The sequence below is a fragment of the Nonomuraea sp. NPDC004354 genome (assembly GCF_053602555.1).
Genome location: NZ_JBSGDV010000031.1, coordinates 35,716 through 60,723, shown reverse-complemented (window position 1 = coordinate 60,723; position 25,008 = coordinate 35,716). Strand labels below are relative to the sequence as shown.

At 70.4% G+C, this 25,008-nt stretch carries 28 protein-coding genes; 15 read left to right on the top strand and 13 right to left on the bottom strand.

What is annotated here, in order from left to right:
* Window positions 1–40 precede the first annotated feature (40 nt).
* Entirely contained in the window at window positions 41–1,057 is a 1,017-nt protein-coding gene (locus tag ACWENQ_RS43470) for a zinc-binding alcohol dehydrogenase family protein (protein ID WP_452419462.1), read from the top strand.
* A 122-nt stretch (window positions 1,058–1,179) separates the two neighbouring features.
* Here ACWENQ_RS43470 and ACWENQ_RS43465 read toward each other — a convergent pair whose 3' ends face one another.
* Window positions 1,180–2,124 (bottom strand): nitroreductase/quinone reductase family protein, encoded by a 945-nt coding sequence (locus ACWENQ_RS43465; RefSeq protein WP_452419461.1) that lies wholly within the window; start codon window positions 2,122–2,124, stop codon window positions 1,180–1,182.
* 77 nt (window positions 2,125–2,201) lie between these two features.
* On the opposite strand from ACWENQ_RS43465, the gene wrbA reads away from it, so the two are divergent.
* Window positions 2,202–2,873, top strand: coding sequence for an NAD(P)H:quinone oxidoreductase (gene wrbA, locus ACWENQ_RS43460; protein WP_452419460.1), 672 nt, complete (start codon window positions 2,202–2,204; stop codon window positions 2,871–2,873).
* A gap of 26 nt (window positions 2,874–2,899) precedes the next feature.
* Window positions 2,900–4,327, top strand: a complete 1,428-nt coding sequence (locus tag ACWENQ_RS43455) for an MFS transporter (protein ID WP_452419459.1) — start codon at window positions 2,900–2,902, stop codon at window positions 4,325–4,327.
* A gap of 70 nt (window positions 4,328–4,397) precedes the next feature.
* On the opposite strand, the gene ACWENQ_RS43450 is transcribed toward ACWENQ_RS43455, so the two are convergent.
* Together ACWENQ_RS43450 and ACWENQ_RS43445 are read right to left on the bottom strand one after the other, a co-directional pair.
* Complete coding sequence (locus tag ACWENQ_RS43450) at window positions 4,398–5,291, bottom strand: NAD(P)-dependent oxidoreductase (RefSeq protein WP_449930981.1); 894 nt, start codon at window positions 5,289–5,291, stop codon at window positions 4,398–4,400.
* A 163-nt stretch (window positions 5,292–5,454) separates the two neighbouring features.
* Window positions 5,455–5,787, bottom strand: coding sequence for a nuclear transport factor 2 family protein (locus ACWENQ_RS43445; RefSeq protein WP_449930983.1), 333 nt, complete (start codon window positions 5,785–5,787; stop codon window positions 5,455–5,457).
* Between the two features lie 184 nt (window positions 5,788–5,971).
* Here ACWENQ_RS43445 and ACWENQ_RS43440 point away from each other — a divergent pair, with 184 nt between their 5' ends.
* Window positions 5,972–6,682: a TetR/AcrR family transcriptional regulator gene (locus ACWENQ_RS43440; RefSeq protein WP_452419458.1), complete on the top strand. Its 711-nt coding sequence runs from the start codon at window positions 5,972–5,974 to the stop codon at window positions 6,680–6,682.
* A 298-nt stretch (window positions 6,683–6,980) separates the two neighbouring features.
* The gene (locus ACWENQ_RS43435; RefSeq protein ID WP_452419457.1) at window positions 6,981–7,685 is read left to right on the top strand and encodes a ubiquinone/menaquinone biosynthesis methyltransferase; all 705 of its coding nucleotides are present in this window, start codon (window positions 6,981–6,983) and stop codon (window positions 7,683–7,685) included.
* A gap of 276 nt (window positions 7,686–7,961) precedes the next feature.
* Here ACWENQ_RS43435 and ACWENQ_RS43430 read toward each other — a convergent pair whose 3' ends face one another.
* The 3 genes from ACWENQ_RS43430 to ACWENQ_RS43420 all read right to left on the bottom strand — a co-directional run bounded on the left by ACWENQ_RS43430 (window position 7,962) and on the right by ACWENQ_RS43420 (window position 11,251).
* Complete coding sequence (locus tag ACWENQ_RS43430; protein ID WP_452419456.1) at window positions 7,962–9,596, bottom strand: GMC oxidoreductase; 1,635 nt, start codon at window positions 9,594–9,596, stop codon at window positions 7,962–7,964.
* Window positions 9,597–9,668: 72 nt separating this feature from the next.
* Window positions 9,669–10,175, bottom strand: coding sequence for a carboxymuconolactone decarboxylase family protein (locus ACWENQ_RS43425; protein WP_452419455.1), 507 nt, complete (start codon window positions 10,173–10,175; stop codon window positions 9,669–9,671).
* Complete coding sequence (locus tag ACWENQ_RS43420; protein WP_452419454.1) at window positions 10,172–11,251, bottom strand: NAD(P)H-dependent amine dehydrogenase family protein; 1,080 nt, start codon at window positions 11,249–11,251, stop codon at window positions 10,172–10,174. Before ACWENQ_RS43420 ends, ACWENQ_RS43425 begins: the two co-directional genes overlap by 4 nt.
* Window positions 11,252–11,474: 223 nt before the next feature.
* Here ACWENQ_RS43420 and ACWENQ_RS43415 point away from each other — a divergent pair, with 223 nt between their 5' ends.
* The gene (locus ACWENQ_RS43415; protein ID WP_449930995.1) at window positions 11,475–11,810 is read left to right on the top strand and encodes a putative quinol monooxygenase; all 336 of its coding nucleotides are present in this window, start codon (window positions 11,475–11,477) and stop codon (window positions 11,808–11,810) included.
* Window positions 11,811–11,937: 127 nt separating this feature from the next.
* The gene (locus tag ACWENQ_RS43410; RefSeq protein ID WP_449930997.1) at window positions 11,938–12,492 is read left to right on the top strand and encodes a YceI family protein; all 555 of its coding nucleotides are present in this window, start codon (window positions 11,938–11,940) and stop codon (window positions 12,490–12,492) included.
* A 49-nt stretch (window positions 12,493–12,541) separates the two neighbouring features.
* Here ACWENQ_RS43410 and nadE read toward each other — a convergent pair whose 3' ends face one another.
* Window positions 12,542–13,354 carry an ammonia-dependent NAD(+) synthetase gene (gene nadE, locus ACWENQ_RS43405; protein ID WP_452419467.1) on the bottom strand — a complete coding sequence of 271 codons (813 nt, stop codon included), beginning with the start codon at window positions 13,352–13,354 and terminating at the stop codon, window positions 12,542–12,544.
* A gap of 195 nt (window positions 13,355–13,549) precedes the next feature.
* Between nadE and ACWENQ_RS43400 the strand changes: the two genes are divergently transcribed.
* From ACWENQ_RS43400 to ACWENQ_RS43390, 3 genes are all read left to right on the top strand, one after another.
* The gene (locus tag ACWENQ_RS43400) at window positions 13,550–13,990 is read left to right on the top strand and encodes a hypothetical protein (protein WP_449930999.1); all 441 of its coding nucleotides are present in this window, start codon (window positions 13,550–13,552) and stop codon (window positions 13,988–13,990) included.
* A gap of 391 nt (window positions 13,991–14,381) precedes the next feature.
* The gene (locus ACWENQ_RS43395; protein WP_452419453.1) at window positions 14,382–15,155 is read left to right on the top strand and encodes a glycoside hydrolase family 16 protein; all 774 of its coding nucleotides are present in this window, start codon (window positions 14,382–14,384) and stop codon (window positions 15,153–15,155) included.
* A 111-nt stretch (window positions 15,156–15,266) separates the two neighbouring features.
* The gene (locus tag ACWENQ_RS43390; protein WP_449931003.1) at window positions 15,267–15,713 is read left to right on the top strand and encodes a cupin domain-containing protein; all 447 of its coding nucleotides are present in this window, start codon (window positions 15,267–15,269) and stop codon (window positions 15,711–15,713) included.
* A gap of 267 nt (window positions 15,714–15,980) precedes the next feature.
* On the opposite strand, the gene ACWENQ_RS43385 is transcribed toward ACWENQ_RS43390, so the two are convergent.
* Window positions 15,981–16,292, bottom strand: coding sequence for a cupin domain-containing protein (locus ACWENQ_RS43385; RefSeq protein WP_354921438.1), 312 nt, complete (start codon window positions 16,290–16,292; stop codon window positions 15,981–15,983).
* A gap of 125 nt (window positions 16,293–16,417) precedes the next feature.
* On the opposite strand from ACWENQ_RS43385, the gene ACWENQ_RS43380 reads away from it, so the two are divergent.
* The 4 genes from ACWENQ_RS43380 (at window position 16,418) to ACWENQ_RS43365 (ending at window position 20,212) form a co-directional block, all read left to right on the top strand.
* Window positions 16,418–17,350 carry a DJ-1/PfpI family protein gene (locus ACWENQ_RS43380; RefSeq protein ID WP_452419452.1) on the top strand — a complete coding sequence of 311 codons (933 nt, stop codon included), beginning with the start codon at window positions 16,418–16,420 and terminating at the stop codon, window positions 17,348–17,350.
* 223 nt (window positions 17,351–17,573) lie between these two features.
* Window positions 17,574–17,966 carry a hypothetical protein gene (locus tag ACWENQ_RS43375; protein ID WP_354921444.1) on the top strand — a complete coding sequence of 131 codons (393 nt, stop codon included), beginning with the start codon at window positions 17,574–17,576 and terminating at the stop codon, window positions 17,964–17,966.
* A gap of 7 nt (window positions 17,967–17,973) precedes the next feature.
* Window positions 17,974–18,141 carry a DUF7737 domain-containing protein gene (locus ACWENQ_RS43370; RefSeq protein WP_452419466.1) on the top strand — a complete coding sequence of 56 codons (168 nt, stop codon included), beginning with the start codon at window positions 17,974–17,976 and terminating at the stop codon, window positions 18,139–18,141.
* Between the two features lie 13 nt (window positions 18,142–18,154).
* A complete protein-coding gene (locus ACWENQ_RS43365) occupies window positions 18,155–20,212 on the top strand; it encodes a DUF4132 domain-containing protein (RefSeq protein ID WP_452419451.1) in 2,058 nt (685 codons plus the stop codon).
* Window positions 20,213–20,296: 84 nt separating this feature from the next.
* Here the strand turns inward: ACWENQ_RS43365 and ACWENQ_RS43360 are convergent, their stop codons facing one another.
* Entirely contained in the window at window positions 20,297–20,560 is a 264-nt protein-coding gene (locus tag ACWENQ_RS43360; RefSeq protein ID WP_452419450.1) for a hypothetical protein, read from the bottom strand.
* On the bottom strand, window positions 20,557–20,991 hold the full coding sequence (locus tag ACWENQ_RS43355) for a nucleotide triphosphate diphosphatase NUDT15 (protein WP_452419449.1): 435 nt from the start codon (window positions 20,989–20,991) through the stop codon (window positions 20,557–20,559). Before ACWENQ_RS43355 ends, ACWENQ_RS43360 begins: the two co-directional genes overlap by 4 nt.
* A 192-nt stretch (window positions 20,992–21,183) precedes the next feature.
* Here ACWENQ_RS43355 and ACWENQ_RS43350 point away from each other — a divergent pair, with 192 nt between their 5' ends.
* Window positions 21,184–21,726: an AAA family ATPase gene (locus ACWENQ_RS43350; RefSeq protein ID WP_452419448.1), complete on the top strand. Its 543-nt coding sequence runs from the start codon at window positions 21,184–21,186 to the stop codon at window positions 21,724–21,726.
* Here ACWENQ_RS43350 and ACWENQ_RS43345 read toward each other — a convergent pair.
* The 3 genes from ACWENQ_RS43345 to ACWENQ_RS43335 all read right to left on the bottom strand — a co-directional run bounded on the left by ACWENQ_RS43345 (window position 21,710) and on the right by ACWENQ_RS43335 (window position 25,007).
* Window positions 21,710–21,856, bottom strand: a complete 147-nt coding sequence (locus ACWENQ_RS43345) for a hypothetical protein (protein ID WP_452419447.1) — start codon at window positions 21,854–21,856, stop codon at window positions 21,710–21,712. The two genes, ACWENQ_RS43350 and ACWENQ_RS43345, sit on opposite strands and share 17 nt — an antisense overlap.
* A 197-nt stretch (window positions 21,857–22,053) precedes the next feature.
* Entirely contained in the window at window positions 22,054–23,265 is a 1,212-nt protein-coding gene (locus tag ACWENQ_RS43340; protein WP_452419446.1) for an acyl-CoA dehydrogenase family protein, read from the bottom strand.
* 608 nt (window positions 23,266–23,873) lie between these two features.
* On the bottom strand, window positions 23,874–25,007 hold the full coding sequence (locus ACWENQ_RS43335) for an MFS transporter (protein WP_452419445.1): 1,134 nt from the start codon (window positions 25,005–25,007) through the stop codon (window positions 23,874–23,876).
* Window position 25,008 lies beyond the last annotated feature (1 nt).

The following is a 25,008-nucleotide window of genomic DNA, read 5'->3' as shown; positions in this document are numbered from 1 at the left end:
CGAGGGGTGAACGGCGGCGGCCGCGTGTGACCATGGGGAGATGGACGGCACGATGACGGCCTGGGTGGTACGGCGTCCAGGCCCCATGGCGACAGCGCCGCTGGAGAAGGTACGCCTGCCCGTGCCCGAGCCGGCCGCGGGCGAGGTGCTCATCCGGGTCGAGGTGTGCGCCGTCTGCCGTACCGACCTGCATCTGGCTGAAGGCGACCTGCCGCCGCGCCGCCCCGGGACGATCCCGGGGCACGAGGTGGTCGGCCGGGTCGCCGGCCGCGGTCCTGGCGCCGACCTGCTCGCCGACGGCACGCGCGTGGGCGTCGCGTGGCTGCGGGCCACCTGCGGCACGTGCCGCTACTGCGCGCGCGGCGCGGAGAACCTGTGCCCGTTCTCCCGCTACACCGGCTGGGACGCCGACGGCGGCTACGCCGAGTACCTGGTCGCGCCGCAGGACTTCGTCTACCCGCTGCCCGGCGACCAGCCCGCCGACGCGCTCGCGCCGCTGCTGTGCGCGGGCATCATCGGCTACCGGGCGCTGCTACGGGCCGAACTGCCGCCGGGCGGGCGGCTCGGCGTGTACGGCTTCGGCGCCTCCGCCCACCTCACCACGCAGGTCGCCCTCGCCCAGGGGGCCACGGTGCACGTGATGACCCGCGCGGAGTCGGCCCGGCAACTCGCCCTGGAGCTCGGCGCCACCTCCGCGGGTCCCGCCTACGCCGCTCCCCCGGAGCCGCTGGACGCCGCCATCCTGTTCGCCCCGGTCGGCGATCTGGTGCCCGTGGCGCTGGCGGCCCTGGACCGCGGCGGCACCCTGGCCGTCGCCGGGATCCACCTGTCCGACATCCCGCCGCTGGTCTACCAGGACCACCTGTTCCAGGAGCGCACGCTGCGCAGCGTCACCGCCAACACCCGCGAGGACGGGCGCGCCCTGCTGGAGTTCGCCAGCCGGCATCCGCTGCGCGTCACCACCGTCCCCTACGGGCTCGACGAGGCCGACCGCGCCCTGTCGGACCTGGCGGCCGATCGCGTGACCGGCGCCGCCGTCCTCCAGGTCGGCGCGTAGTCGCCCCCCGGGGCGGCACGACCGGAAGGCGACGGCTGGTCGGTTCGACCGACGAGACAAGCCGAGAAAGCGAATGCGACCCGGGCCGCGGCGATGACCTGCCGGGGCCCGGGCCGCTTCGGTCAACCGAGTGTGCGGCCGGCGTGATCCCCGCTGACCGGTTCGAGGACGAATACCGGGATCTGGCGGTCGGTCTTGCGCTGGTAGTCGGCATAGTCCGGGTACGCGGCCACCGCCCGGCGCCACCATTGGGCCTTCTCCTCCCCGAACACCTCGCGCGCCCGGTACTCCCCGGTCGCCGTGCCGTCCTGGAGCTCGACGACCGGCTCGACGACCAGGCTGGCGTACCACTGCGGGTTGGCCGGCGCGCCGCCCTTGGACGCGACGGCCGCGTAGCGCCCCTCGTGCTCGACACGCATCAGCGGCGTCTTGCGGACCTTGCCGGTCTTGGCGCCTCGGTAGGTCATCAGCACGGTGGGCAGGCCACGGATGGTGACGCCGTCGGTCGTTCCGGTGCGCATGATCTGCTCGACGTGCTCGCGGACCCACGCCGACGCGCTCGGCTCGTAGTCGCCGGTCAACGCCATGCTCCGAGCAACGCGCCTGGTCGCGATCTCGCGACCGGACCGTGCCGGCGGCCTGGTGTCCACGTTGCCGGTCAAGGTCCTGAGGATGCCGGGCAGGTCTGCCACCGTTTGGGCGGGCAGGCCGGCCACGGTCTCCTCGGCCAGAGCGCACCACAGCTGCTTGACCTGTCCGGCCAGCGCCTTGCCGCTGTCGGTGAGTTCGACGATGCTGGCGCGCTTGTCGGAGGGGGCGGGTACGCGGCGGATGTGGCCGGCGGCTTCGAGCTTGCGCGTCATGAGCGTGACGCTGGGCGGCTCGCAGCCGAGCGCCTCGCTGAGCTGCGCCTGGATCATCGGGCCGGTCCGGTCGAGTTCGAGAAGGAGCGCCTCCTGGCCGGGGTGCAGGCCGAGCGGGGCCAGCAGTGCGGCGGCCCTGGCCCGGTGGCGCAGGCTCAGCAGGCGGATGGCCTGGTTGAGGGTGTCGGCTTGCTCGAAGTCCATGGGCTCTCCTTGACAGATTAGTTATGCAGATAACATTATCCGCATAACTAATCCTATGCGACATCGAGGGAGACGACATGTCCGTGAAGGTCGCCGTCATCTACTACAGCGCGACAGGCACTGTGCACGCACTCGCGCAGGCCGTCGCCGAGGGCGCCGCCTCGGCCGGAGCCGAGGTGCGGCTGCGGCGGGTCGCCGAGCTGGCGCCCGACAGCGCGATCGAGCAGAACCCGCTGTGGCGGCAGCACGCTGACGCCGCCGCGTCGATCACCCAGGCCTCGGTCGAGGACCTGGCGTGGGCCGACGCGTTCGCGTTCGGGACGCCGACCCGGTTCGGCGCGCCGGCCGCGCAGCTGAAGCAGTTCATCGACCAGGCCGGCGGGCTGTGGCGGGAAGGGAAACTGGCCGACAAGCCGGTGACGGCCTTCACCTCGGCGTTCAACCGGCACGGCGGCAGCGAGGCCACGATCTTGTCGCTGGGCAACGTGTTCTACCACTGGGGTGCGCTGATCGTCCCGCCCGGCTTCACCGATCCGGTCGTGTACGCCGCCGGCGGCAACCCCTACGGCACGTCGTACGTGACCGGCCCGACCGGAGACGGCCCAGACGCCGCGGCGCTCGAAGCGGCCAGGTACCAGGGACGGCGGTTGGCCCAGATCACCATCCGGCTGCAGGAGGACGGCCGCGTCACCGATGCCGACGGCAACGCCCCCGCACCCCTGGCCACGGCAGCCTCCCGGACCGCGTGAGCGGCGGGATCGGCAAGGAGGAAGTCATGACAAGCACCAGCACCGCATCTCAGCGGGCCAGGTCGCACGCCGGCCTCGCCTGGTTGATCCTGTCGCTGGCATGCGCCTGCCAGTTCATGGTCATCCTGGACGCGTCCATCGTCAACGTCGCCCTGCCCTCGATCCGCGAGGAACTCGGCTTCACGCCCACCGGCCTGGCCTGGGTGGTCAACGGCTACCTGCTCACTTTCGCCGGCTTCATGTTGCTGGGTGGCCGCGCCGCCGACCTGTTCGGCCCGCGCCGCATACTGATCATCGGGCTGTTGTTGTTCTCCGCCTCGAGTCTGGCCGGCGGCCTGGCGACCACTCCGGAGATCCTGGTGGCGGCCCGCGTGGTCCAGGGCGTGGGAGCCGCCATGATGGCCCCGGCGACACTGGCCGTGATCAACACCACCTTCACCGAGCCGCACGCGCGGGCCAAGGCGTTCGGCGCATGGTCCGCCTCGGGCGGTGTGGGCGGGATGGCCGGCGCGGTCGCGGGCGGCGCCATCACAACCGGACTGTCGTGGCGGTGGGTCTTCCTCATCAACGTGCCGATCGGCGCGGTGCTGATCGGCGTGGCCGTGATGTCGCTGGCCGGCATGCGAACCGGCCGGCGCGAACCGCTCGACCTGGCCGGCGCGCTCACGGGGACGGCCGGGCTGGCCGCGCTCATCTACGGGGTCATGCAGAGCGCCGATCACGGCTGGACCTCCCCGCTGGTCGTCGGGCCAGTGGGGGCGGGCCTGCTCCTGCTCGTCGTCTTCACCGTGGTGGAGGCGCGTCTCGCCGGCCGGCCCATGGTGCCCCTGCGACTGTTCAAGATCCGGGGAGTGGCCGTCGGCAACGGCATGCTCCTGCTGTTCGGCGGAATCGCCATCGCGATGTGGTACTTTTCCTCGCTCTTCCTGCAGAACGTCCTCGGCTTCAGCGCGCTTCAAGCCGGGCTCGGGCAGACACCCGCGGCGGTGACGTTCATGGTGATCGCGCGATGGGCCGCCGCCCTGCTGCCGCGAACCGGCGTGCGCCCGCTGGTGCTGGCCGGCAGCGCCTGTTTCCTGACCGGGTTCGGCTGGTTCTCCCTGGCCAACGCCGACAGCGGCTACGTCACCGGCGTGCTCGGGCCCACGCTGCTCATCGCGGTCGGCATCGGGCTGACCTTCCCCACTCTCATGGCCGCGGCGACCGCCGACGTTCCCGAGGGCGACGCGGGGATCATCGGCGGCCTGGCCAACACCGCCAGCCAGGTAGGCGGGTCGATCGGCCTGGCGGTGCTCGCGACGGTCGCCGGCACCCGAGCCGCGTCGGAGACCGACGCGAGCTCGCCGGCCGCCGCCCTCGCCGCCGGCTACGACCTGGTCTTCCTCATGGCGGCCGGACTCGGCCTGGCCATCGCGGTGGTCAGCTTGCTGCTGCCGCGGCACCGGCGCGGCTGACCGCCGGCGACGCCTCACCTGAGTGGTACCGACTCGGCTGCACCACCGTGGTGCAGTCGTGAGGAGGAAGTCAGACGGAGGGCTTGCGGAACTGTTCGATCAGCGCCGCGTAACCGTCGTCGGCGTGACCGTCGGCTGCCGCACGTTCGGCCAGTGCCAGGAAGAGATTCGGCAACTCGGAGTTGACACCGAGGGCCTCGGTCTCCTGGATCAGGTGCTCCATCCCGCCCATGTGGACGGCGACGGTGGCGTCGGTGGCCGGGTAGCCGCCCTCGTCGATCTGCTGCGCGTACGCGGAAACGTAGTCGGTCGTCACCTTGATCGCGGTGTTGGCCAGGGCCGCGAAAGTCGTCGCCTTGACGTTCGCGGTGCCCAGCAGCGCGGCACCCTGCAGGAAGCCGTTCAGGACCCCCCACATGATGCTCAGGACGGACATGTCGTACAGGGCAGACAGGCCGTGGTCCTCATCGAGGTAGACGGTCCCGGTCTCGCCGAGCGCCTGCAGGGTGGCCTGGTGCTCCTCGAAGGCGGCCTTCGAGCCGGAGTACAACAGCGTGGCCTCGGCGGTGCCGATGGCCTGGGGAAGGCCGAGGATCGCCCCGTCGAGGTAGGCGCTGTCGTTCTCGGCCGCCCACGCGGCGGTTTCGCGCGCTTGGGTGGAACTGGCCGTGGTCAGGTTGACGAGGGTACGGCCGGCGAGCGAGCCGCCGACCGGGTCCAGCAACTGGTGCACGGCGTCGTAGTCCGAGACGCAGACGACGACGAGTGGGCTCGCCTCGACCGCGCTCTTGACCGAGCCGGCCAGGGTGGCGCCCCTGGCGACGAGATCGTCAGCCTTGTCCGCCGAGCGGTTCCAGACGGTGGTCGGGTGACCGTTCTTCAGGAAGGCCTCGGCCAGCGCGTGGCCCATCAGTCCCAGGCCGACGACGGTGACCGGCGCTTGTGCGGCGGAACGGGGGGACATATGTGCTCCTGCGTGTCTCATGCGGCGTCCGCCGCGACGGGTGTGATTGCCGTGGCCGTGACGGCTCGGCCGGACATGTCGGTGCCGTGGTCCTCGGACCGGTTGGACGCTCGGCCGTCGCGGCGAGGCGGCCAGGCGGCGGTCCAGCCGTACCGGGGCCGCCTCATGTGAAGAACCCGACGATGCTGCGGATGCGGCCACCGGCGAACTCGACGACGTCGTAGCCGGTGGCGACCGTGCCGAGCTTCCAGCTGAACAGCGCGCGGTCGTGGTGGGCGCCGACCACGGTGTCGAGGGTGAACCTCAGGTCGCCGAGCTTCTCCCGGACGCGGCCGATCTCCTCGGACAGTTCGGCGTGCCCACGCAGGCCCGCGTTGTCGGGGTCGGCGTAGAGGGAGTCCTCGGTGAGGACGGACTTCATCAGTGTCATCCGGGTGGCGGCGTCCGGCTCGTTCCAGATGTCGAGGTAGGCGCGGATCACATCGATGGCGCTCACCAGCTGGCTCCTTCCGACGTGGGTGCTTGCTGTGGTTGCGGGGTGGGCCTGAGGACGATCAGGCCACAGGCGACGGTCAAGGACGGCCGTGACGGGGTCGCTTTCTCTACATGCCGTCTTGTTTCTACACGCCGTTCAATTGGTCGCACGACGTAGATTAATCCAACCCAGTAGACTGTCAAGCGTGAGCGACCAGACGATGAGCCGCCGCGACCGGCTACGTGCCCAGACCAGCGCCGAGATCAAGGCGATCGCCATGAAGCTCATGGCGGACGGCGGCCCGGACGCCATCTCGCTACGCGCGATCGCCCGCGAGATGGGCATGACGGCCGGCGCGATCTACAGCTACTTCGCCACCCGCGATGATCTGATCACGACGCTCATCGGCGACGTCTACACCTCGGCGGTCGACGCCGCCGAGGCCGCCCGCGACGCGGTGCCGGAGACCGATCCGGGCGGCCGGATCCTGGCCTGGGCCCAAGCCATGCGGGAGTGGGCGCTGGCCAACCCCGAAGGTTTCCGGCTGATCTACGGCGACCCCGTGCCCGGCTACCGTCCGCCCGACGACGGCCCCGGCAGGCAAGCCGAGGCGCGTGCCTGCAGCGGACTGGTCGGCCTCGTCGCCGCCGCCTGGCCGACGGTCCAGGCACGCCAACCCGAGGAGGGCGCCTACGACTGGGCGGATTTCGACCCGGAGCTGGTAGCCCATGTCCGGAAGGACTTTCCGGACATGCCGCCGGCAGGCATCGCGATGACGCTGAGGGTGTGGGGCCGCATGCACGGGCTCATGGCCCTGGAGATCTACGGGCACCTCCGCACCGCCATCCAAGACCCGGCCAGTGTCCACCGCGACGAGATGCACGACCTCATCGCCTCGCTCGGCCTCGTGTCCTGAGCGCAGCCCACCATCGGCGCCGACCGCCGCCGGCCTCGCCCTCTCGCAGCACGATCGCCCCACTGGGCCTCATCTCGCCGCCCGGGCCGGCGGCCGGCGCCCGCGCTGCCACCGTCCCGGCCACCGCCGTACTGCTCGCCCATGCGGAAGTCGTGCGGCCGTCACGAGTGAACGGGACGGGACGTCCACCGCGCTCGACCGGTGATCCCCCCTGCGAGGTAGGTCCTCCCCCGCACGGGGGAGGACGGCCGGCGATCGCCCCGGCAGAGTGGCGGGGTGACTGAGGAGCCGCGCACAGATGCCATCGCCTGATCTGCCGCCGTCCAAGGGCCAAGAGGTCCAGCGAACGTTCAACAGGATCACGGACTACTACGACCGGATGAATCGCCTCATGACGCTGGGGCGACATGCCGCCTGGTGTCGTGACGTCGCAGTGCGTACGAAGGTCCCTCCAGGTGGAAGCGTGCTCGATGTCGCCACCGGAACCGGCGTCATCGCTCTGGCCGCGCTGGAGAAGTATCCGAACGCGACCATCCATGCCGTCGATTTCTCCGAGCGGATGCTGACGGAAGCGGCACGCAAACCGGGGGCCTCGGCCATCAGGTGGCAGCACGCGGATGCGAACGATCTGCCCTTCGGTGACGAGTCCTTCGACGCCGTCACGCATGGCTACCTCCTCCGCAATGTCGCGGATGCCGAGCGCGTGCTCGAAGAGCAGTACCGGGTGCTCAAACCCGGAGGCCGGGTCGTCATTCTGGAGACCTGCCCGCCGCGAGGAGCACTCCGTTACCCGGTGACTCTGGGTGTTCGTGTGCTGATCCCCCTGCTCGGCCAGCTGATCGCCCGCGATCGCGAGTCATACGCATACCTGCAGGAGTCCACACTCGGGTTCATGACTCCGCAACAGGTCGTCGCGATCCTTCGCCGAGTCGGGTTCGCCTCCATCGCGTGGAAGAAGAAGTTCTTCGGCACCCAGATGATCATCACGGCCCGGAAACAGTAGCCGCCGGAGGGTCTCGCCGATCTTCCGCTCGATCGGGCCGGCGAGATGGTCCTTGGTCCGGGCAGGCATGGGGGTCACACCGCTGCCTGCGGCCACCAGGAACAGGGTCCCCCGGACGTCGGCTGGGCAGGGCGGCTCGCTGGACGAGGAGCGCCGGCTGGACCGGCTGCCGGCCGGGCGCTGCTGGCCGGGCGACTACTGGGCGGGCGGCTGCTGGGCGCGCGCTGTGACGGGGAGAGGGCCGGCCACACGCGCCCGTGGCCGGCTGCGCACGCGTCACAGGTCGGTGGCGATGATCTTGTCGATGTTGCGTTCGGCCAGCGCCGTGATGGTGACGAACGGGTTGACGGTGGTGTTGCCGGGGATCAGCGAGCCGTCGATGACGTACAGGCCGGGGTAGCCCACGAGGCGGCCGTAGTTGTCAGTGGCCTTGTTCAGCACCACTCCGCCGAGCGGGTGGTAGGTGAGGTGGTCGCCCCAGATCTTGTAGATGCCGAACAGATCGGTCCGGTAGATCGTCCCCTCCTTCGCGTTGATCTTGTCGAAGATCGTCTTGGCCATGGTGATCGACGGCTGCTTCCAGGCGGTCTGCCAGTTCAGGTCCACCTTGCCGGTCCCGGCGTTCCAGGTGAACTGGGCACGGTTCGGGTTCTTGGTGATCGACAGGTAGAAGGAGGCGTAGGTCTCGATTCCGGTGGGCAGCGGCGCCACCTCGGCGAAGGCGCCTCCGGCGGCCCAGTTGTCGATGCCGCTGCAGGGAATGGTCGACTGGAGCTTGCCGGTCGGGTCCCACAGGTGGTTGGCGCGGCCGCACATGACGTTGCCGTTGTCGCCCCAGCCCTTGCCGACCTCGTCGTTCAGGCCGGGCAGCGCGCCGGTGGCCTTCAGCTTGACCAGCAGCTTGCTGGTGCCGACGCTGCCGGCGGCGAAGAACACCCGGTCCGCGGTCACGGTCTTGGTGGCCGTGGTCTCGCCGCCGGTGTCGATCTGCTCGATGACGACCGTGTAGCCGCCGCCGGAGGCGGGGGCGACCGAGGTGACCCTGTGCAGCGCCGAGATGGCGACCCTGCCCGTGGCGTTGGCCTGGGCGAGGTAGGTCCGCTGCAGCGACTTCTTGCCGTGGTTGTTGCCGTAGAGGATCTCGCCGGCCAGCGCGGACTTGGTGACCGTACCGGCGGCCTCCTGTTCCATGTAGTCCCAGTCGTACACGTCGGGCACGAAGACGAACGGGAAGCCGGACCGCTGGGCGTGCTTGCGGCCGACGCGGGCGTACTGGTAGTAGGGGGTGTCCTCGAACCAGGCCGGATCCACGGTGCCGACCCCGAGTCCGGCGTTGGCGCGCGGGTAGTAGACGTCGTACATCTCGTCGGCGTTCACCGACGGGAGGACCGCGCCGAAGTTCTCGCGCCGGGGAGTGACGGCCATGCCGCCGTTGACCAGGGAACCGCCGCCGACGCCGCGTCCCTGGTAGACCGTGATGCCGCTGAAGTCCTCGGCGTCCAGGATCCCGGTGTAGCGGGGGATGTCCCTGTCGATCGGGAAGCCCAGGAAGTAGTTGAGCGGCGCCTTGGTCCTGGTGCGCAGCCAGTAGGAGCGGTAGTCGGGCTGAAGCGTGTTGCAGAAGATCTTGCCGTCGGAGCCGGGGGTGTCCCAGGCCATGCCCATCTCGATCATGTGGACGTCGACGCCCGCCTGGGCGAGGCGGAGAGCGGCGACGGCGCCGCCGTACCCGGTGCCGATCACCAGGGCGGGCACGTGCGCGCCCGAGGCGATCGGGGCGGGGGCGGGGACGGCGGCCGCGCGGGCCGCGGTGGCGTGGCCGCCGAGGGCGGCGGCTCCCAGCAGGGATCCGGTTCCGGCGATGAAGCCGCGGCGCGAGATGCCGGTGGTGGTCGGGGGTTTGCTCCTCATGCGGTGCTCCTCACTCTCGCAAAACGAGAAAACGGTCCATATCTCGTCGCGCCTGGAGTCACTGCTGTCGGGTCAAGAGGGACGTACGGCGCGGGGCGACGCGCCGCTGGGCAGCCTGCACACGGTGTCGAGGCCCAGCACCCGGTTGAGCCGGCCGAACGCCAGCCACGAGCCGATGCTCATGCTCAACTCCACGATCTCGAGCTGGCTGTAATGCGCGCTCATCCTTGTCCAGAACTCCTCGTCCAGGCCGTGGTGATCCAGCGCGTACCGCTCGGCGTACTCGGCGGCCAACCGGGTGCGATCGTCGAAGGCGTCGGTGGTACGCCACTGGGCCACCGCGTCGGCGAACTCCTCCTCGACCTTCTCCCCGTCCCGCTCGGTCCGCCAGTCGAGACAGAAGACACAGCCGTTGATCTGCGCGATCCGCAGCCGCGCCGCCTCGAACTCGCGCAGGCCGAGGGTCGTGTGGGCGTAGACGGCCAGCGAGAAGTTCGAGGCCGCGACCCCGATGCCGGGGACCATCTCGCCCCACACGTACTCGATCGCGTCCTTGCCGCCGGGGATGTCGATTCTCATGGCCGTTTCCTTCCGAGTCTGCCGACGGCCGGGCGCAGGGGGACGTCGAGCGCGTCGTACAGCCCGGGTTCCGCGTTCACGAGCCAGTCGATGGCGCCCACCAGCCGGCCGACCGCGGTGGCGTTGCCGCCCGCCGACCGGTTGCCGCCCTCGTCGGTGGCCTCGACCGTGACCTCGATGCGGGGGCGGCCCTCGATGACGACCCGGTGCGCCCCCTCGCCGTCGGGCGGCGACGGCCAGTCCGGCGCGCAGGACGGGTGGATGCGGGTGACGTGCTCGATGACGATGCGCGGCTCGCCCTCGACGACGCCCTGCACCTCGAAGCGGACCGCGCCCTGGGTGCCGGCCTGGAACTCGCCCATCGAGCTGGTGCCCACCGTGGCCTCGAGCGGGCGCCGGTCCACGGTTTCGCGGATCTCGTCGAGTTCGACGCCGAGGGCCCTGGCCATCAGCCGTACCTGGCCGCCCCACACCATGGTCGGCACCGTCGGCGCGATCATCGGCGGCTCGTAGTCCATCGGCTGGCCCATGCCGACGATGTACCGGACCGCGTCGGGCTGGTCGTAGGTGGAGTAGTCGAAGATCTCCTGGCAGCGGACGGCGTCGATCGTGGTGCCGAGCCCGCTGATCAGCAGGGGCAGCACGTCGTTGCCCCAGCCGGGGTCGACGCCGGAGACGAACAGCGAGCCTCCGCCGTCCGCGATGGCGGCCAGCACCGGCTCCCGCAGTTCCGGCGGGGCGTTGCGCTGGTCGTAGAGCGCGTAGAGCGAGGGGGTGACGACCACGGCTCCGGCCCTGATCGCCCTGACGATGTCGGCCAGCGCCTCGTCGGGGCGGATGTCGCCGGAAGCCGCGTAGACCACGGCGCGCGGGCGGGTGGCCAGCACCGCCTCGACGTCGTCGGTCGCGGCGACGCCGAGCGCGTGGTCGAGGCCGCCGAGTTCGCCCGCGTCGCGGCCGACCTTGCCGGGGTTGTGGACGAGTACGGCCGACAGGCTGAGCGCCGGGTGGGCCTCGACGGCGCGGATGGCCGCGCGGCCGACGTTGCCGGTGCCCCAGACGATGGTGGGCGTCATGGGCGGAGCGTAGCAAGCGCTTGGTTAGGTGTATAGTGCCCGCTCCGCCCCGCCTCCGAGCGTGAAGATCCCGCGGTCGACCAGGCCGTTCCCGACGCGGCAGGAGACCAGCAGGTCGACGTCACCGCGCAACGTGCCCGCCGCATCCGCGAGGCAGGACCGGGCGGGCGCTAGTGTCGTGTCCCTGAGCGCGTGCGTTTCCAGCTGAAGGGGCGAGTGTCAAATGATCTTCATCACCGCGAGGTTCCGCGTACGGCCGGAGCACGCCGACCGGTGGCCCGAGATCGTGGACGAGTTCACCAGGGCGACCCGGGGCGAGCCCGGCTGCCTGTGGTTCGACTGGTCGCGCAGCATCGAGGACCCTGCCGAGTACGTCCTGGTCGAGGCGTTCCGTGACGACGACGCGGGCGCCGCGCACGTCCAGTCGGAGCATTTCAGGAAGGCCCAGCGGACGCTGCCCGGCTACCTGGCGCAGACGCCGCGGATCGTGAACGCGAAGCTGGATCAGCAGGACTGGTCATTGCTCGGCGAGATGGCCGTCCCCCGAGAAGACGCGTAGTGCCGGGGCCGCGGGTGGCCGCCCGCCGAGGCGGCGGCTCCCCGTTCCTGTGATCATCCCGCTCGTCGCCGGCGGCGGCCGCGCGGTGCTCCTGCCGGGCCGGCCGTACCCGAGCTAGCCTGGCAGGGTGAGCATTACCGCAGGTAGCTACACGCTCGGACCTGAATCCGGGCGGCTCCTGATCAAGACGACGCGTAGCGGGCTGGGCGCGAAGGCCGGCCACGATCTCACCATCGCGGTCACCCGCTGGCGCGGCGATGCGACCATCGACACCACCGACCCGGCCGGCTGCTCCGTGACCGTCGAGGCCGACGTCGAGTCGCTCGACGTCCAGGAAGGATCCGGCGGCGTCAAGCCGCTGACGAACTCCGATCGCGAGGAGATCAAGAAGATCATTCGAGAGAAGATCCTGCACACCGCGCGCCATCCGACGATCACGTTCCGCTCGACACGGGTCGACGGGACGGCGGAGTCGTTCCGTGTCGAAGGCGACCTGACCATCGCCGGGACCACCCAGCCTGTCACCCTGCAGGGCTCACTGGCCGAGGACCGGGTTCGCGGCTCGGCGACCATGGTGCAGTCCCGCTGGGGGATTCGGCCCTACTCGGCCTTCCTCGGCGCGCTCAAGGTGAGCGACGAGGTGGGCATACAGTTCGACATCGGCCTCGTGTCGAAGCAGTGACCTGACCGGACCCGCGTCCGGCGCGAGACCCGGTTGACGAGGGACCGGCTCAGGGGGCGATCGGCAGCTGTCGCTTGTGCTCGGTGAGCCGGTAGCGGCGGACGATGGCCTCGAAGGCGGCCTCACCGACCGGCTTGCCTTCCAGGAGGTCGTCGATCTCGTCGTAGGTGACGCCGAGCGCCTCCTCGTCGGGCCTGCCCGGGTTCAGCGTCTCCAGGTCAGCGGTCGGGGTCTTGCGGACCAGCGCGGGCGGCGCGCCCAGAGCCTGCGCCATGGCCCGTACGCGCCGCTTGGTGAGGCCGGTGAGCGGAACCACGTCGGCCGCGCCGTCGCCGAACTTGGTGAAGAAGCCGGAGACCGCCTCGGCGGCGTGGTCGGTGCCGACGACCAGGCCTTCGTGCGCGCCCGCCACCGCGTACTGGGCGATCATGCGCTGCCGGGCCTTGATGTTGCCGTGCACGAAGTCCTGGTGGTGAGCATCACGGAAGACCATGCCGCCGGCCAGCACCGCCTCCAGGGCGGCGTCGCCGGCGGACTTCACATCGACGGTCATGACCCGGTCGGGCTGGATGAACTCCAGCGCCAGCTGCGCGTCCTTCTCGTCGGCCTGCGTGCCGTACGGCAGCCGCATCGCGAAGAAGGTCGCCTCCCGCCCGGCGGCACGCACCCGCTCGACCGCGAGCTGGCACAGCCGGCCCGCGGTCGTGGAGTCCACACCGCCGCTGATGCCCAGCACCAACGACCGCAGGCCCGTGGAGGTCAGCTGGTCGGCGAGGAAGGCCACCCGGCGTTCGATCTCCTGCTGTACGTCGAAGGACGCGCTCACCTGGAGATCCCGGGCGATCTCCTGCTGCAGGGACATGGACGCCAAGTCGGTCACGGTCGCTCCGGGGTCGGGCTCTGGGGCAGGGTCGGCACGCGCCGCCGGCGCGTGCAGGGGACGGAAGCACTCTAGAGGACGGCTGGGAAGACCTGCTCAAGGCCTGCGACGTGGTGGCCGCCGTCCTCACGGCATGCCGCGGATCCCGGGAGAGCTGATCAGTGGCATCATGTCCGGATGGTCGTGGAGCGGCAGGCGTTTTCCGGTCGGCTGATCAGCCACATGGCGCGTTCGACGATCGTCGTCATCCCCTCCGCCGGCGTCGCACTCGCGACGACGATGTCCAGCGTCGTTCTTGCCGACCCGGATGTGCCCCTCGCCTGGGATTATGTGACGCCGCTGGCGATCATCCTACCGGCCGCTGTTTGCTGGCCGGTGTTGCGCCTTCTTGAAATACCCCGGGCCTGGCTGGTCGCCGCTTTGGGGGGAATGTTCATGGGGGTGGTGTGGCGGCTGGCCGGGCCGAGTTTCGGCACGCATATCACCGGTCTGGCCGTTCTCCTGGGCGGAACAGTCGCTTACCCTTCGGCCGTCATGGTGGCCGTGCCTGGCACTCCTGTCGTATGGCGTGTTCTGCCGCCGGCGCTGTTCGCCGGACTCTTCTGGTTCGTCGCGTAACCTCGAACCGGCGAGCCGTCTTCGGCCTCGGACCGCGGATCCCGCAGCTCGCCCGACGGCCGCGCCCCGGGGTTCACAGTCCGCTTTCATACCCGCATGTGGTCGGCTCACACAGCGCTATCACCGGATTGTCCGCCTTCACCCCTTTAGCCCTTATATCACCATATAGCGGGCGAAATTCCGCCCCGGCGGCCAGCCAGGCATTGATGCCAATCGGACACTAAAGAGCGATACCTGCAAACCAAAGAGGTTTGCTGGCACTTGTACACACGGCAAACAGAGCACCCGGACACCGTCGAAACAGGTTTCCCTCTTGGGCAGCGAAACAATGAATTGTCTGAGAAAGGCGGGAACCATGTGGTTGATACGATTCTTGGCAGTGATTTCGGCCATGACCATGAGTTCTACCGAGGACATGGTCCCGGCTTCGCTTGCGCGGCCCGGCGACGTCGATCCCGTAGGGCCCGGCGGCCAGTGGAACCTCAGGTTCCAGGACGAGTTCGATGGATCCGCCGTTGACGGGTCGAAGTGGCAGTTCCGCTCGACGGCCGAGTCCGACTGGTCCGACGAGCCGTACGGCACCGGAAATCCCGACAGCAAGCAGATGGAGTTCGACCGGCCCGAGAACTGCTCGGTGGGCGACGGGGCACTGACGATCACGGCCGAGCCCGCCAAGATCCGATCCCAGTCGGGGCACCGGTACAGGTGGTCCAGTTGCCTGATCACCTCCACCGGGCCCGGGGGCTACGCCTTCCGGTACGGGTACATGGAGATCAGGGCGATGCTTCCCCAGTCTCCGGGATTCTGGCCGTCGTTCTGGACCTGGCAGGCGTCCGACAACGGACATCGAACCGAGACGGACGTCTTCGAGTACTTCTCCGACAACCACCAGCAGCTGTACCACTCCTGGCACTGGGGCGAAGACCACGGGTGCACCCACCGGCCCGCCTTCGATCCGAGCGCCGGCATGCACGTCTACGGGGCCGACATCCACGAGTCGGGGACGGACTTCTACGTCGACGGGCAGCACGTGTGTCACGCCGAGGGCACCCCTCCCGGACCGGCCAACCTGGTGGTGAGCAACTTCGTCTACTCCGGGGTGCCGCCCGCGCCGGAGTCGTCGGGGCGCATGGTGGTGGACTACGTCCGCGTGTGGCAGAGGTAGGAACGCGTTCCCCGCCGGCCCGACACAGACATGGCGCGCGTCACACTCCACTTGCGGACCACAGTCCGGTTAAGTCACAATCGGACCACAGTCCGATTGAAGGAGTGCACCATGATGAAGAAGGTCCTCGTCGCCCTGTCGGCCGCGGTCCTGGCCGCGATCACGACGGGGTCGGCGAGCTCGGCCACCGCGCAGGACCCGGTCACCTACCACCACCACGTTCAGGGCAAGGGATCCCCCTGCGAAGGCCTGGCGGGATGCACCTACGTCCAGCTCAAGGGAGACCCGAAGGCCGGACCGTCGGAGGCGATGTTCACGCTCAAGGCCGGCACGCCGTTCTCCCCCCACTGGCACACCAGCCCCGAGCACGTGGTCGGCGTATCGGGCACCATGCTGTGGAACGTCAAGGGCCACAAGAAGACCTACCGCGTCGGCGCCGGCGACTTCCTGTACTACCCGGGGGAGGCCGTCCACTGGGGTCGCTGCGCTCCCGGCGCCGACTGCACGTACTACGTCTTCGACGAACTGCCCTACGACTTCCACGAGGCCACCCGCTAGGAGCTCCCTCCCACACCAGGTCCAGGAAGCGCACCACACCAGGCGGCAAGGGCCCTGCCGTCTGCCCCGGCGCCTCCGGCGAGCACGCTCGCCCTGCGGGCCGGCGAGAAGGCCGCGCCCTCCTGACCGGCGTCCAGAGCACGCTCGCCTTCCCGTAGCGGCAGGGCGGCCTGTCTCCGCAGCGTGTCGGCGATGCCGTACCGGACGGAATCGCCGCAGTCGCCGGGCGGCCCAGGGGGTGGCGACGTGCCGGGACCCGCGCGGCGGTCAGATGCTGCCCCTGCGCTCGACGACCAGGACGCGCGCCTCCGGTGCGGGGTGCGCCAGGTGCTCGTCGCCGGGTTCGGCGTAGCAGATGCGGCCGGGAGTGAGCCGTTCGACGTGTTCCTCGCCCTCGTGGCGGTAATGCATGTCGACGGCGCCATCGAGAACGACGAAGACTTCCGGCCCGTCGTTGACGTGCCAGACATAAGGCTGATCCGTCCAGTGCAGCCGTACGGTCGCATCGTCGATCTCGGTGACGTCGAAGGCTCCCCACGGCCGCTCGGCGGTGTAGGAACGGGCATCGAGGAAGAGCATGAGGTCCTTTCCCTGGTTCGCGCCTTCGGGCCTCGTCGTCCGGGTCCGGCGCTGAGCCATCAGCTTGCTCCACGGCGCCGCCCGCCACGAGCAGCAGGAATGCCCATATCCGTAAGAATGCTGCCATGCATCGTGTCATGGCGCTGGTCGTGCCCGCCGTCGTCACATTCGATCTGGTGATCCCGGCCGAGGTCTTCAGTGACCGGGACCACTACGCCTTCGCCGTGTGCGCCGAGTCGCCCGGACAGGTGCCCTCGACCACTGGTTGGGACATCCACGTCCCGCTGGGCCTGGACGCCCTCGCCACGGCCGACACCGTCGTCGTGCCGGGCTACGCGCCGCTGGACGAGCCTTCCCCGCCGGTGCTGGACGCGTTGCGCGCCGCCGCCGGGCGTGGCGCGCGGATCGTCTCGGTGTGCACGGGCGCCTTCGCGCTCGCCGCCGCCGGCCTGCTGGACGGCCGCCGGGCGACCACGCACTGGATGGACGCGCCCGATCTGGCCGCCCGCCACCCGGCCGTCGACGTCGATGCCGATCTGCTGTATGTCGACAACGGGAACGTCCTGACCAGCGCCGGTTTCGCCGCCGGCATCGACCTCTGCCTCCACCTGGTGCGGAACGACTACGGCCCGCAGGCCGCGGTTCGGGCCGCGCGGCGCCTGGTCGTCGCGCCCCACCGCGACGGCGGCCAGGCGCAGTTCCTGGAGCGCCCGGTACCCCCCACCGGCGCCGGGATGGCGGCGGTCTGCGCGTGGGCGCTGGACCGGCTGGCCGAGCCGTTGACCGTCGCCGATCTCGCTCGCCAGGCGGGGTTCGCGCCCCGCACCTTCGCCCGCCGCTTCGTCGCGGAAACGGGCACCACCCCGCTGCGCTGGCTCGCCGCGCAACGCCTCCTCGAGGCCCGGCGGCTCCTGGAGACCAGCGATCTGTCGGTCGACGAGGTGGCCCGGCGCTGCGGCCTCGGTACCGCCGCCAACCTGCGGCTGCACCTGTCCCGCGATGCGTCCACCACGCCCACGGCCTACCGCCGCGCCTACCGCGGCCGGCCGGCCACGTGACCGCGTCCATTACCGACGCATGCGCGCGGGGGCCGCGCGGCCCCGGAGGCCCGTCTCACTTCCTGGGAGGAGACCCCACACGAGATATGAGCCCGGTCCGCCCAGCCGCCAACCAGTTGTCCCGCGCTGGGTGGGAGCACATGCCCGCCGTCGCCGACGTTTTGTCGCAGGGCGCTGCTATAGATTGCGCCATCCCCTGACATACACAGAAGCAGGATGTTCGATGGCATCGGTAGTGTTTCGCGATGAGACGGCGACAGGCCGGGCGTTGGAGGAGTTCTCCCTGCCCGGCTTGCCCGAGCGGATCTCGGCCCGGGAGCTGGTACGGCTGCGCGTGCGCGCGGAGGTGGCCCGCCACAACGCCACCCCGTCCCAGCACTTCCGCGGCCTGGTCAAGCCCAGTGACGCCGAGGCCGAGCTGAACGGCTACCGGATGCGCACCGCCCGCAAGCTCGACTGGGAGCGGCAGGCCGACGCCGCCGAGGCCGCGTTCGCCCGCAACGGGTTCCTGCTGCTGGTCGGCGACCGCCAGATCGAGGACCTGGACACCGAGATCGACCTGACCACCGACCCGGTGGTGTCGTTCGTCAAGCTCGTTCCTCTGGTCGGCGGCTGACCAGGGGATTCTCGACGCTCATCTCCGCATCGTGCCCCGCGGCTCGGCCGACCAGGTCTTCCTGCCCTTCGAGGAGGACGGCGGCATGCTGTCGATCACCATCTCCAAGGCCTTCCTGCTGGTCGCCGGCACCGCGATCACCGACCCGTCCATCACCCGCCAGATCCACCCGTGACAGGAATATCAGCGTGCCCCTCTCCCCCCTCGCGGAGCGCCTGCTCAAGCTGCTCAACGGTTCCGCGCCCGACGCCACCCACTGGCCCGCCGCCTCCCAGCTGACCACCGCTCTGGGCCGGCCAGGTGACAGCGCGGTCGTCGACCACACCTGGCGCAACATGGTCGTCCCAGCCCGCGAACTCGTCGGCCACCTCCTGCGCGAGACACATCATCGGCCCTTCGCCCTGCTGGTGGCGGCAGGGATGGCGGACATGGATGCCGAGGTGAGAGCGCAGCTCGCCGAAACGCTCGGCCCGATCGCGGTCTTCGAGATGGACCTGCTGCTCGGCTGCGACGTGGAGCTGCGCGCCCTGTTCGCCGAGGCTGTCCGGGACCCTCAATTCGGCACCCCACGACGGGCCGGCCTGGCCGAATGGCTGCACGGCCTGCCCGGCTATCCCGCCTTCGCCCGCACCGCCCTGGATCAGGCCGACGCCCGCGTCGCCGCCATCCAGTCCGGCGAGATCCCCTACCAGGCGGAGAAGGCGTTCGACGACCGGGAGAAGGAGACCCTCGGGCGTGCCGTACGGCTGGCCCTCTTCAGCGACGAGTCCTGGCTGCCCAGCCTGCTGGACCGGCTGCTGCGCGGCGTCGCGGTGGCTCCCACCGCGGCCAAGACCCTCCCCTCCCAGGGGCTGCTGTTCGAGATCGGCCGCGCGGTGGAGGACCACCCGACTCCCGAGGCGATCTCCTCGCTGCGCGCCGCCCGCCAGATCACCCGGCATGCCGGGGTGCCCAAGCAGCTCGACCGCATGTTCAAGCGCATCGAGCCCGCGCTGGCCGAGCGGCTGGAGGTGGCGTTCCGGCTGCCGGACGGGCGGGTACGGCAGGCGTTCGGCGAGCACACGGCGGTGATCTCGATCGACGGCGAGGCCGAGCTGTCATGGTGGCACGGTGACAAGAAGCTCAAATCAGTCCCGGCGGCCGTCAAGCGGGAGCACCCCGACGAGGTGAAGCGGCTGCGCGAGCAGGTCAAGCTGGTCCAGCAGCAACAAGCGACCCTGGCCAGGGCACTGGAGGCGGGCTACGCGGCCGAGACGGCTCCGCCGTACCGGCGGTTGGAGGGTCACCCGATCACGGAGCGGCTGATCTGGGAGTTCGAGATCACACCCGGCGTATGGCGCAGCGAGCTGGGACTGACCAGACCGGACGTGCCAGTGCGGCTGTGGCATCCGGCGCGCGCCACGGTGGAGGAGGTGCGGGCCTGGCGCGACGTCGTGGAGGGCAAGGAACTGCGCCAGCCGTTCAAACAGGCCTTCCGCGAGGTCTACCTGCTCACGCCCGCCGAGGAGGAGACGCACGACCATTCGAACCGGTTCGCCGGGCATGTGGTGCACTACCGCAGGCTCCGCGCACTGTTCAAGAGCCGGGGCTGGACGTCGAACTTCCTGGGGCAATGGGACGGCGGCTTCGACGGCGGCGACGCGCGGCGGCTGCTGGCAGGCGGGCAGTGGCGGGCGACGCTGGAACACAGCCTCTACGACGAGGGCTACGCGCTCACCGAACGGGTCCACTTCCACCGGCTGGTCGAGAGCAGGTGGCACCAGGCGCCGCTGGCCGAGGTCCCCGCGCTGGTGTTCAGTGAGGCGATGAGGGACGTGGACCTGTTCGTGGGGGTCTGTTCGATAACATCCGATCCGCAGTGGGCCGACAGCGGGCCGGACGAACTGCAGACCTACTGGCACACCGGCTCGTTCGCTCCGCTCGCACCTTCCGCCGAGGTGCGCCGGGACGCGTTGTCCCGGCTGCTGCCGCGCCTGGCCATCGCCGACCGCTGCACGTTGACCGACCGCTTCCTGGTGGTCCGCGGCGACCTCCGCACCTACAAGATCCATTTGGGGTCGGCGAACATCCTGATGGAGCCCAACGACGCCTACCTGTGCATCGTCGCCGGCCGCGACCCCCAGGCCGGGCTGTTCCTGCCCTTCGAGGAGGACGGTCGGTTGGCGCTCATCTTGTCCAAGGCGTTCCTGCTGGCCGCCGACACCGCCATCACCGATCCGTCCATCACCCGCCAACTCCAGCCTTGACCGACGCCAAGGGGCGGGGCACACTCGCGCCCCGCCCCGGCGGCACAGGTCGGGATGGGGCGGGCAGGACACCGTCGGGCTCGGTCAGCGCGGGATGACTTCGTCATCCCCACCGGAAACCCCGCACCATCCTGGGCAACGCTTCCGGAAGCCGAGCCGTCGGCCGGCCTCCTCCGTCGCCAGCAGGTCGGCGTGGACCAGCCGTCTCCCCTGGACTCGTTCCTGGGTGCAGGCGTTGCCGACAACCCCCTCACCGAGCAGGACCACCGCGCCGATCGGCAGCTCACCGGCCGCGAGCCCTTCCTCGGCGACCGCGATGGCCGGCCCGACCAGCTCCTCCAGACTCACCGGAGCACCCGATAGCCGTGATCACCGAGCACCAGCGCGGTCGCAGGGAAGAGCGGTGTCGGCAGCGCGTCCGGGGCGAACCAGGCCCATCGGGCGAAGACCTCCGGTTCGGTGATGTACGGCTCCGCCACACCCGCTGACATGGCCACGGCGGCTGTCACCCGGACCGCGCCGCCGGGGTGATCCAGGACCACCGCGGTGACCACGGGCACGCCCGCGTTTCTGATCCCGGTCTCCTCAGCAAGTTCGCGTACGGCTGCCGCCTCGAAGCTCTCGCCCGGTTCGACCGCCCCGCCGGGCAGGCACCACGACGGATCCTCACCGGCCTTGATCCGATGCCCCAGCAGGATCCGCCCACGGGCATCTGTGAGGACAACCCCGACCCCGACCATCCGTTCCGCACGAAAACCATGGGCGCTGTGAACCGACACGAACGGAACAATAGTGGCGGCGTGAAGTGGGAGGTGGCGGGGGATCGAGCTCGGGTCGAGGAGACGTCGTCACCCGCCGACCACGATGGGCAGTGCGGCCCCCCGATCCCCGAGCAGTGGGGGTGGTGACGTTCAGGCGGGCCTGTTTGCGGACCCGGGCTTTGCCGAAGACGGCTTAGCTACCCTGAGCCGGTGACGATTGGTTCGGCGGACACTCGGCTGATCGTGATCAGGGGTAACTCGGGGTCGGGCAAGACGAGCGTGGCGAACGCCGTACGCGAAGCGTATGGACGACGAGGCCTGGCCCTGATCAGCCAGGACGTGGTGCGGCGCGCGATTCTGCGTGAGCTGGACGTCCCCGGCGGCGTGAACATCAGCTTGCTCGACGTGATGGTCAGGCACGCTCTTGATCGCGGGTACCACGTGATCCTGGAGGGCATCTTGACCGCTTCGCGCTACCAGGACATGCTCACCGCGCTCCATCGCGATCACGTCGGCGAGGGCTGCTTCGTCTACCTCGATGTCTCGTTCGAGGAGACCTTGCGCCGTCACGCGACCCGGCCGCAGCGGGACCAGTTCGGCGAAGCCGAGATGCGGGACTGGTACCGCGAGCGCGACCTGCTGTCCACGGTCGACGAGATCATTGTCGGGGCGGACAGCGCGCTGGAGGACACGGTCAAGGTGGTGCTCGAAGCGAGCGAGCTGCCCTCGGCAGAGGTCACGGAACCCGCGTGACCAGGAGCCGCCGCATCAGCTCGTAGGAGGCCTCCTCCGGCTCACAGTCGAGGGCGGCAAGAGCGGCTTCGAGGCGTTGAAATGGACGGCGGACGGCCTCGGGGCAGCCGAACCGGGCTTCGAGGTTCATGATTTCGCGGTAGGCCTCCTCGATGTTCGGCTCGACGGCCCCGAGCTTCTCGAACCATGTCGGCGTCGTCGGTGAGCCGGGCCCGCCGGGCAGCGCGTCGGCGGCTTGGCGGCGAGAGTGATCAAAGGCGCGCGCTCAAGCAGCCGACCCGATCATCACGGTGATCGCCAAAGACTGCCTCCGGCGTGCAGAAAACATCACCGCACGGGCAGGCCGGTGACGGCGCGCCCGATGATCAGGCGCTGGATCTCCGACGTACCCTCGAAGATGGTGTAGATCTTGGCGTCGCGGTGGAAGCGTTCCACCGGGTGCTCGCGGGTGTAACCAGCGCCGCCCAGCACCTGGATCGCCTGTTCGGTCACCCATACCGCCGTCTCGCCCGCCACCAGCTTGCACATCGAGCCCTCCGCGCGGTCGAACGGCCTGCCGTTCCTGGCCATCCACGCCGCCCGCCAGGTGAGCAGGCGGGCCATGTCCACGCGCGTCGCCATGTCCGCGAGCAGGAACGCGATGGCCTGGTTCTCGCCGATCCTGCGACCGAACTGCTCGCGCTCGCGGGCGTAGTCGCGGGCGTACTCGTAGGCGGCGCGGGCGATTCCCACGGCCATGGCGGCGACGGACGGGCGGGTGGTCTCGAACGTGCGCATGGCCGCCTGCTCCCCCGCGCGCTCGCCGCTGCGGACGCGGGCGAGGCGGGCGTCGAGCTTGTCCTGCCCGCCGAGCAGGCAGGAGGCGGGCACCCGGACGTCCTCCAGGACGACCTCAGCGGTGTGCGAGGCGCGAATGCCGTGCTTGCGGAACTTCTGCCCCATGGACAGGCCCGGCGTCCCCGGCGGGATGACGAAGGAGGCCTGCCCCCGGGCGCCGAGCGCCGGGTCGACGGAGGCGACGACGATGTGCACGTTGGCGATGCCGCCGTTGGTGGCCCAGGTTTTCACGCCGTTCAGGATCCAGTCGCCGGAGGGGTCCTGTACGGCACGCGTGCGGACGGCTCCCACGTCGGAGCCGGCGTCGGGCTCGGAGACGCAGAAGGCCCCGAGCTTGACGTCGTTCTCCGTCCCGAACATCTGCGGCAGCCACTCCCCCATCTGCTCGGGGGTGCCGCCGGAGGCCATGGCGGCGGCGGCCAGGCCGGTGCCGACGATGGACAGGCCGATGCCCGCGTCCCCCCAGAAGATCTCCTCGAACGCCACGGGGAGCGCGAGGCCGCTCTCCTCGAACCACTGGGTGGCGAAGAAGTCGAGCGAGTACAGGCCGACCTTCGCGGCTTCCTGGATGACGGGCCAGGGGGTTTCTTCGCGTTCGTCCCACTCGGCGCCTGCGGGGCGGATGACGTCACGGGCGAACTCGTGCACCCATGTGCGCACGTCACGGACGTCGTCGCTGGGTTCTGGACAGAAGCCGGCCATACCACTGCTCCCACTCAAATGGCGATATTTCCGGTTCCCGCCCCAGCGGGCGTTACCGGCGGTAACATCGCTGACTGTACCCGCCGGTACGGCAGGCCGCCACTGCCGGGGATCGGCCAGGCGAGCCCGGAGCTGGCGCTGACGGCAGCGGCCCCTGGGTGGGCGGTGATGCCGGCGAGACGATTCGGTCGCGCCTGGAACCCCCCGAGTCGGGGGCAGCATCTTGATGGGAGCGTCTGGCGCCCACCGGCGCCGATGTGCCCCCGGCACATGCGGGAGGCGGTCGGGGGTTGGGGGCCCGACGCATACGCGAGGGCGCCGTAGGTGGGTGTCCGGCGCATACGCGAGGGCGCCGTAGGTGGGGTCCGGTCCATGTGCGAGGGCGACACAGGTGGGATCCGGTCCATGCGGCGAGGGCTGCTCAGGTGGGGTCCGGTACGTGCGCGAGGCGGTCGTGGGGTCCGGCGTATGCGCGAGGTGGTCGCAGTGGGGGGTGAACCCGCGTGGGTCGGACGGGGTGGCCGGCCGTAGGGGCTGACCAGGCGTCTCGCGCGTGGCCTGCCACGTTCGCTTCGAACGGCGGTGGCCTGCCGCGAGGGTGCGTCCGTTCAGGGACGGCGGCCTGCCGTGATCGCCCTCGACGCCAGCACCGCCAGGGCCGCGACGACCATCGCGCCCGCCAGGCCGTACATCAGCAGGTTGAAGCCGGTGAACGAGGCCGCCGCCAACGGCCCCAGGCTGCTGCCGACCGCCAGGAAGAAGGAGAAGAGCGCCAGGGCGGCGCCGCGAGAGCCCTCGGCGAGCGCGGCGATGGACTCGTTCAGTGCGGGCAGTCCCGCGGTGATCGCCGCGACGTAGAGGGCGAGCAGGACGGCCAGCCCCACCGCGCCCGGCACGGTGGCGCCGGTGACGGCGAGCACCGCGGCGCCCAGCAGCAGGAAGGCGGCGGCTCGGACGGGTGCGCCGAGGCGCGCCAGCCATGGCGTGAGGAGCGGGACCAGCAGGATGGACGGCAGGCCGCTGGCGCGCAGCCCGAGGAGTTCGCCGGAGGAGGTGACGATGCCCGAGAGCTGCAGCCCCGTGTAGACGGCGACGAAGCCGCCGAGCAGGACGAGGACGGCCGTGTAGCGCAGCGCCAGGGCGGGGTTGGCCAGCAGCGACGGCACCACGCGGTAGGCGGAGGCGAGGGAGACGGCCGACCGGCGCGGCGCGTCCGGGATCATGACGGCGCGCAGGGCGAGCGCCGCCGCCCCCAGGCCCGCCGCGGACAGGAGGAACAGGCCGCGCCAGCCGAGTGCCCCGACGATGAGCTGGCCGCCGACCTGCAGGAGCACGGCGGAGGCGAGGAAGGCGCCGGTGATCGCGCTGATGGCCACCATCCTGCGGCGGGGTTCGACGCTCTCCCCCAGGTAGGCCATGCCGGCGGGTGGGAAGGTCGCGACGGCGACGCCCTGGACGAAGCGCAGGGCGATCGCGACGGCGGGGTTCGGGCTGGCCGCCACCAGCGCGGTCGCGGCGGCGGCGATCGGCATGCCGAGGAGCAGGAGCCGGCGCCTGCCGTACTGGTCGGAAAGGGGGCCGAACAGGAGGAACCCGAGCCCGTAGCCGGCGGCGAAAGCGGTGACGAGCCAGGTGAGCGCGTTCGGATCGGTGTGCCATCCCGCCGCCATGTCCGGCATGAGGGGGATCACCACGTAGAGCTGGCCGCTGACGAGAAGGGCGGTCAGCACGAAAACGGTCACG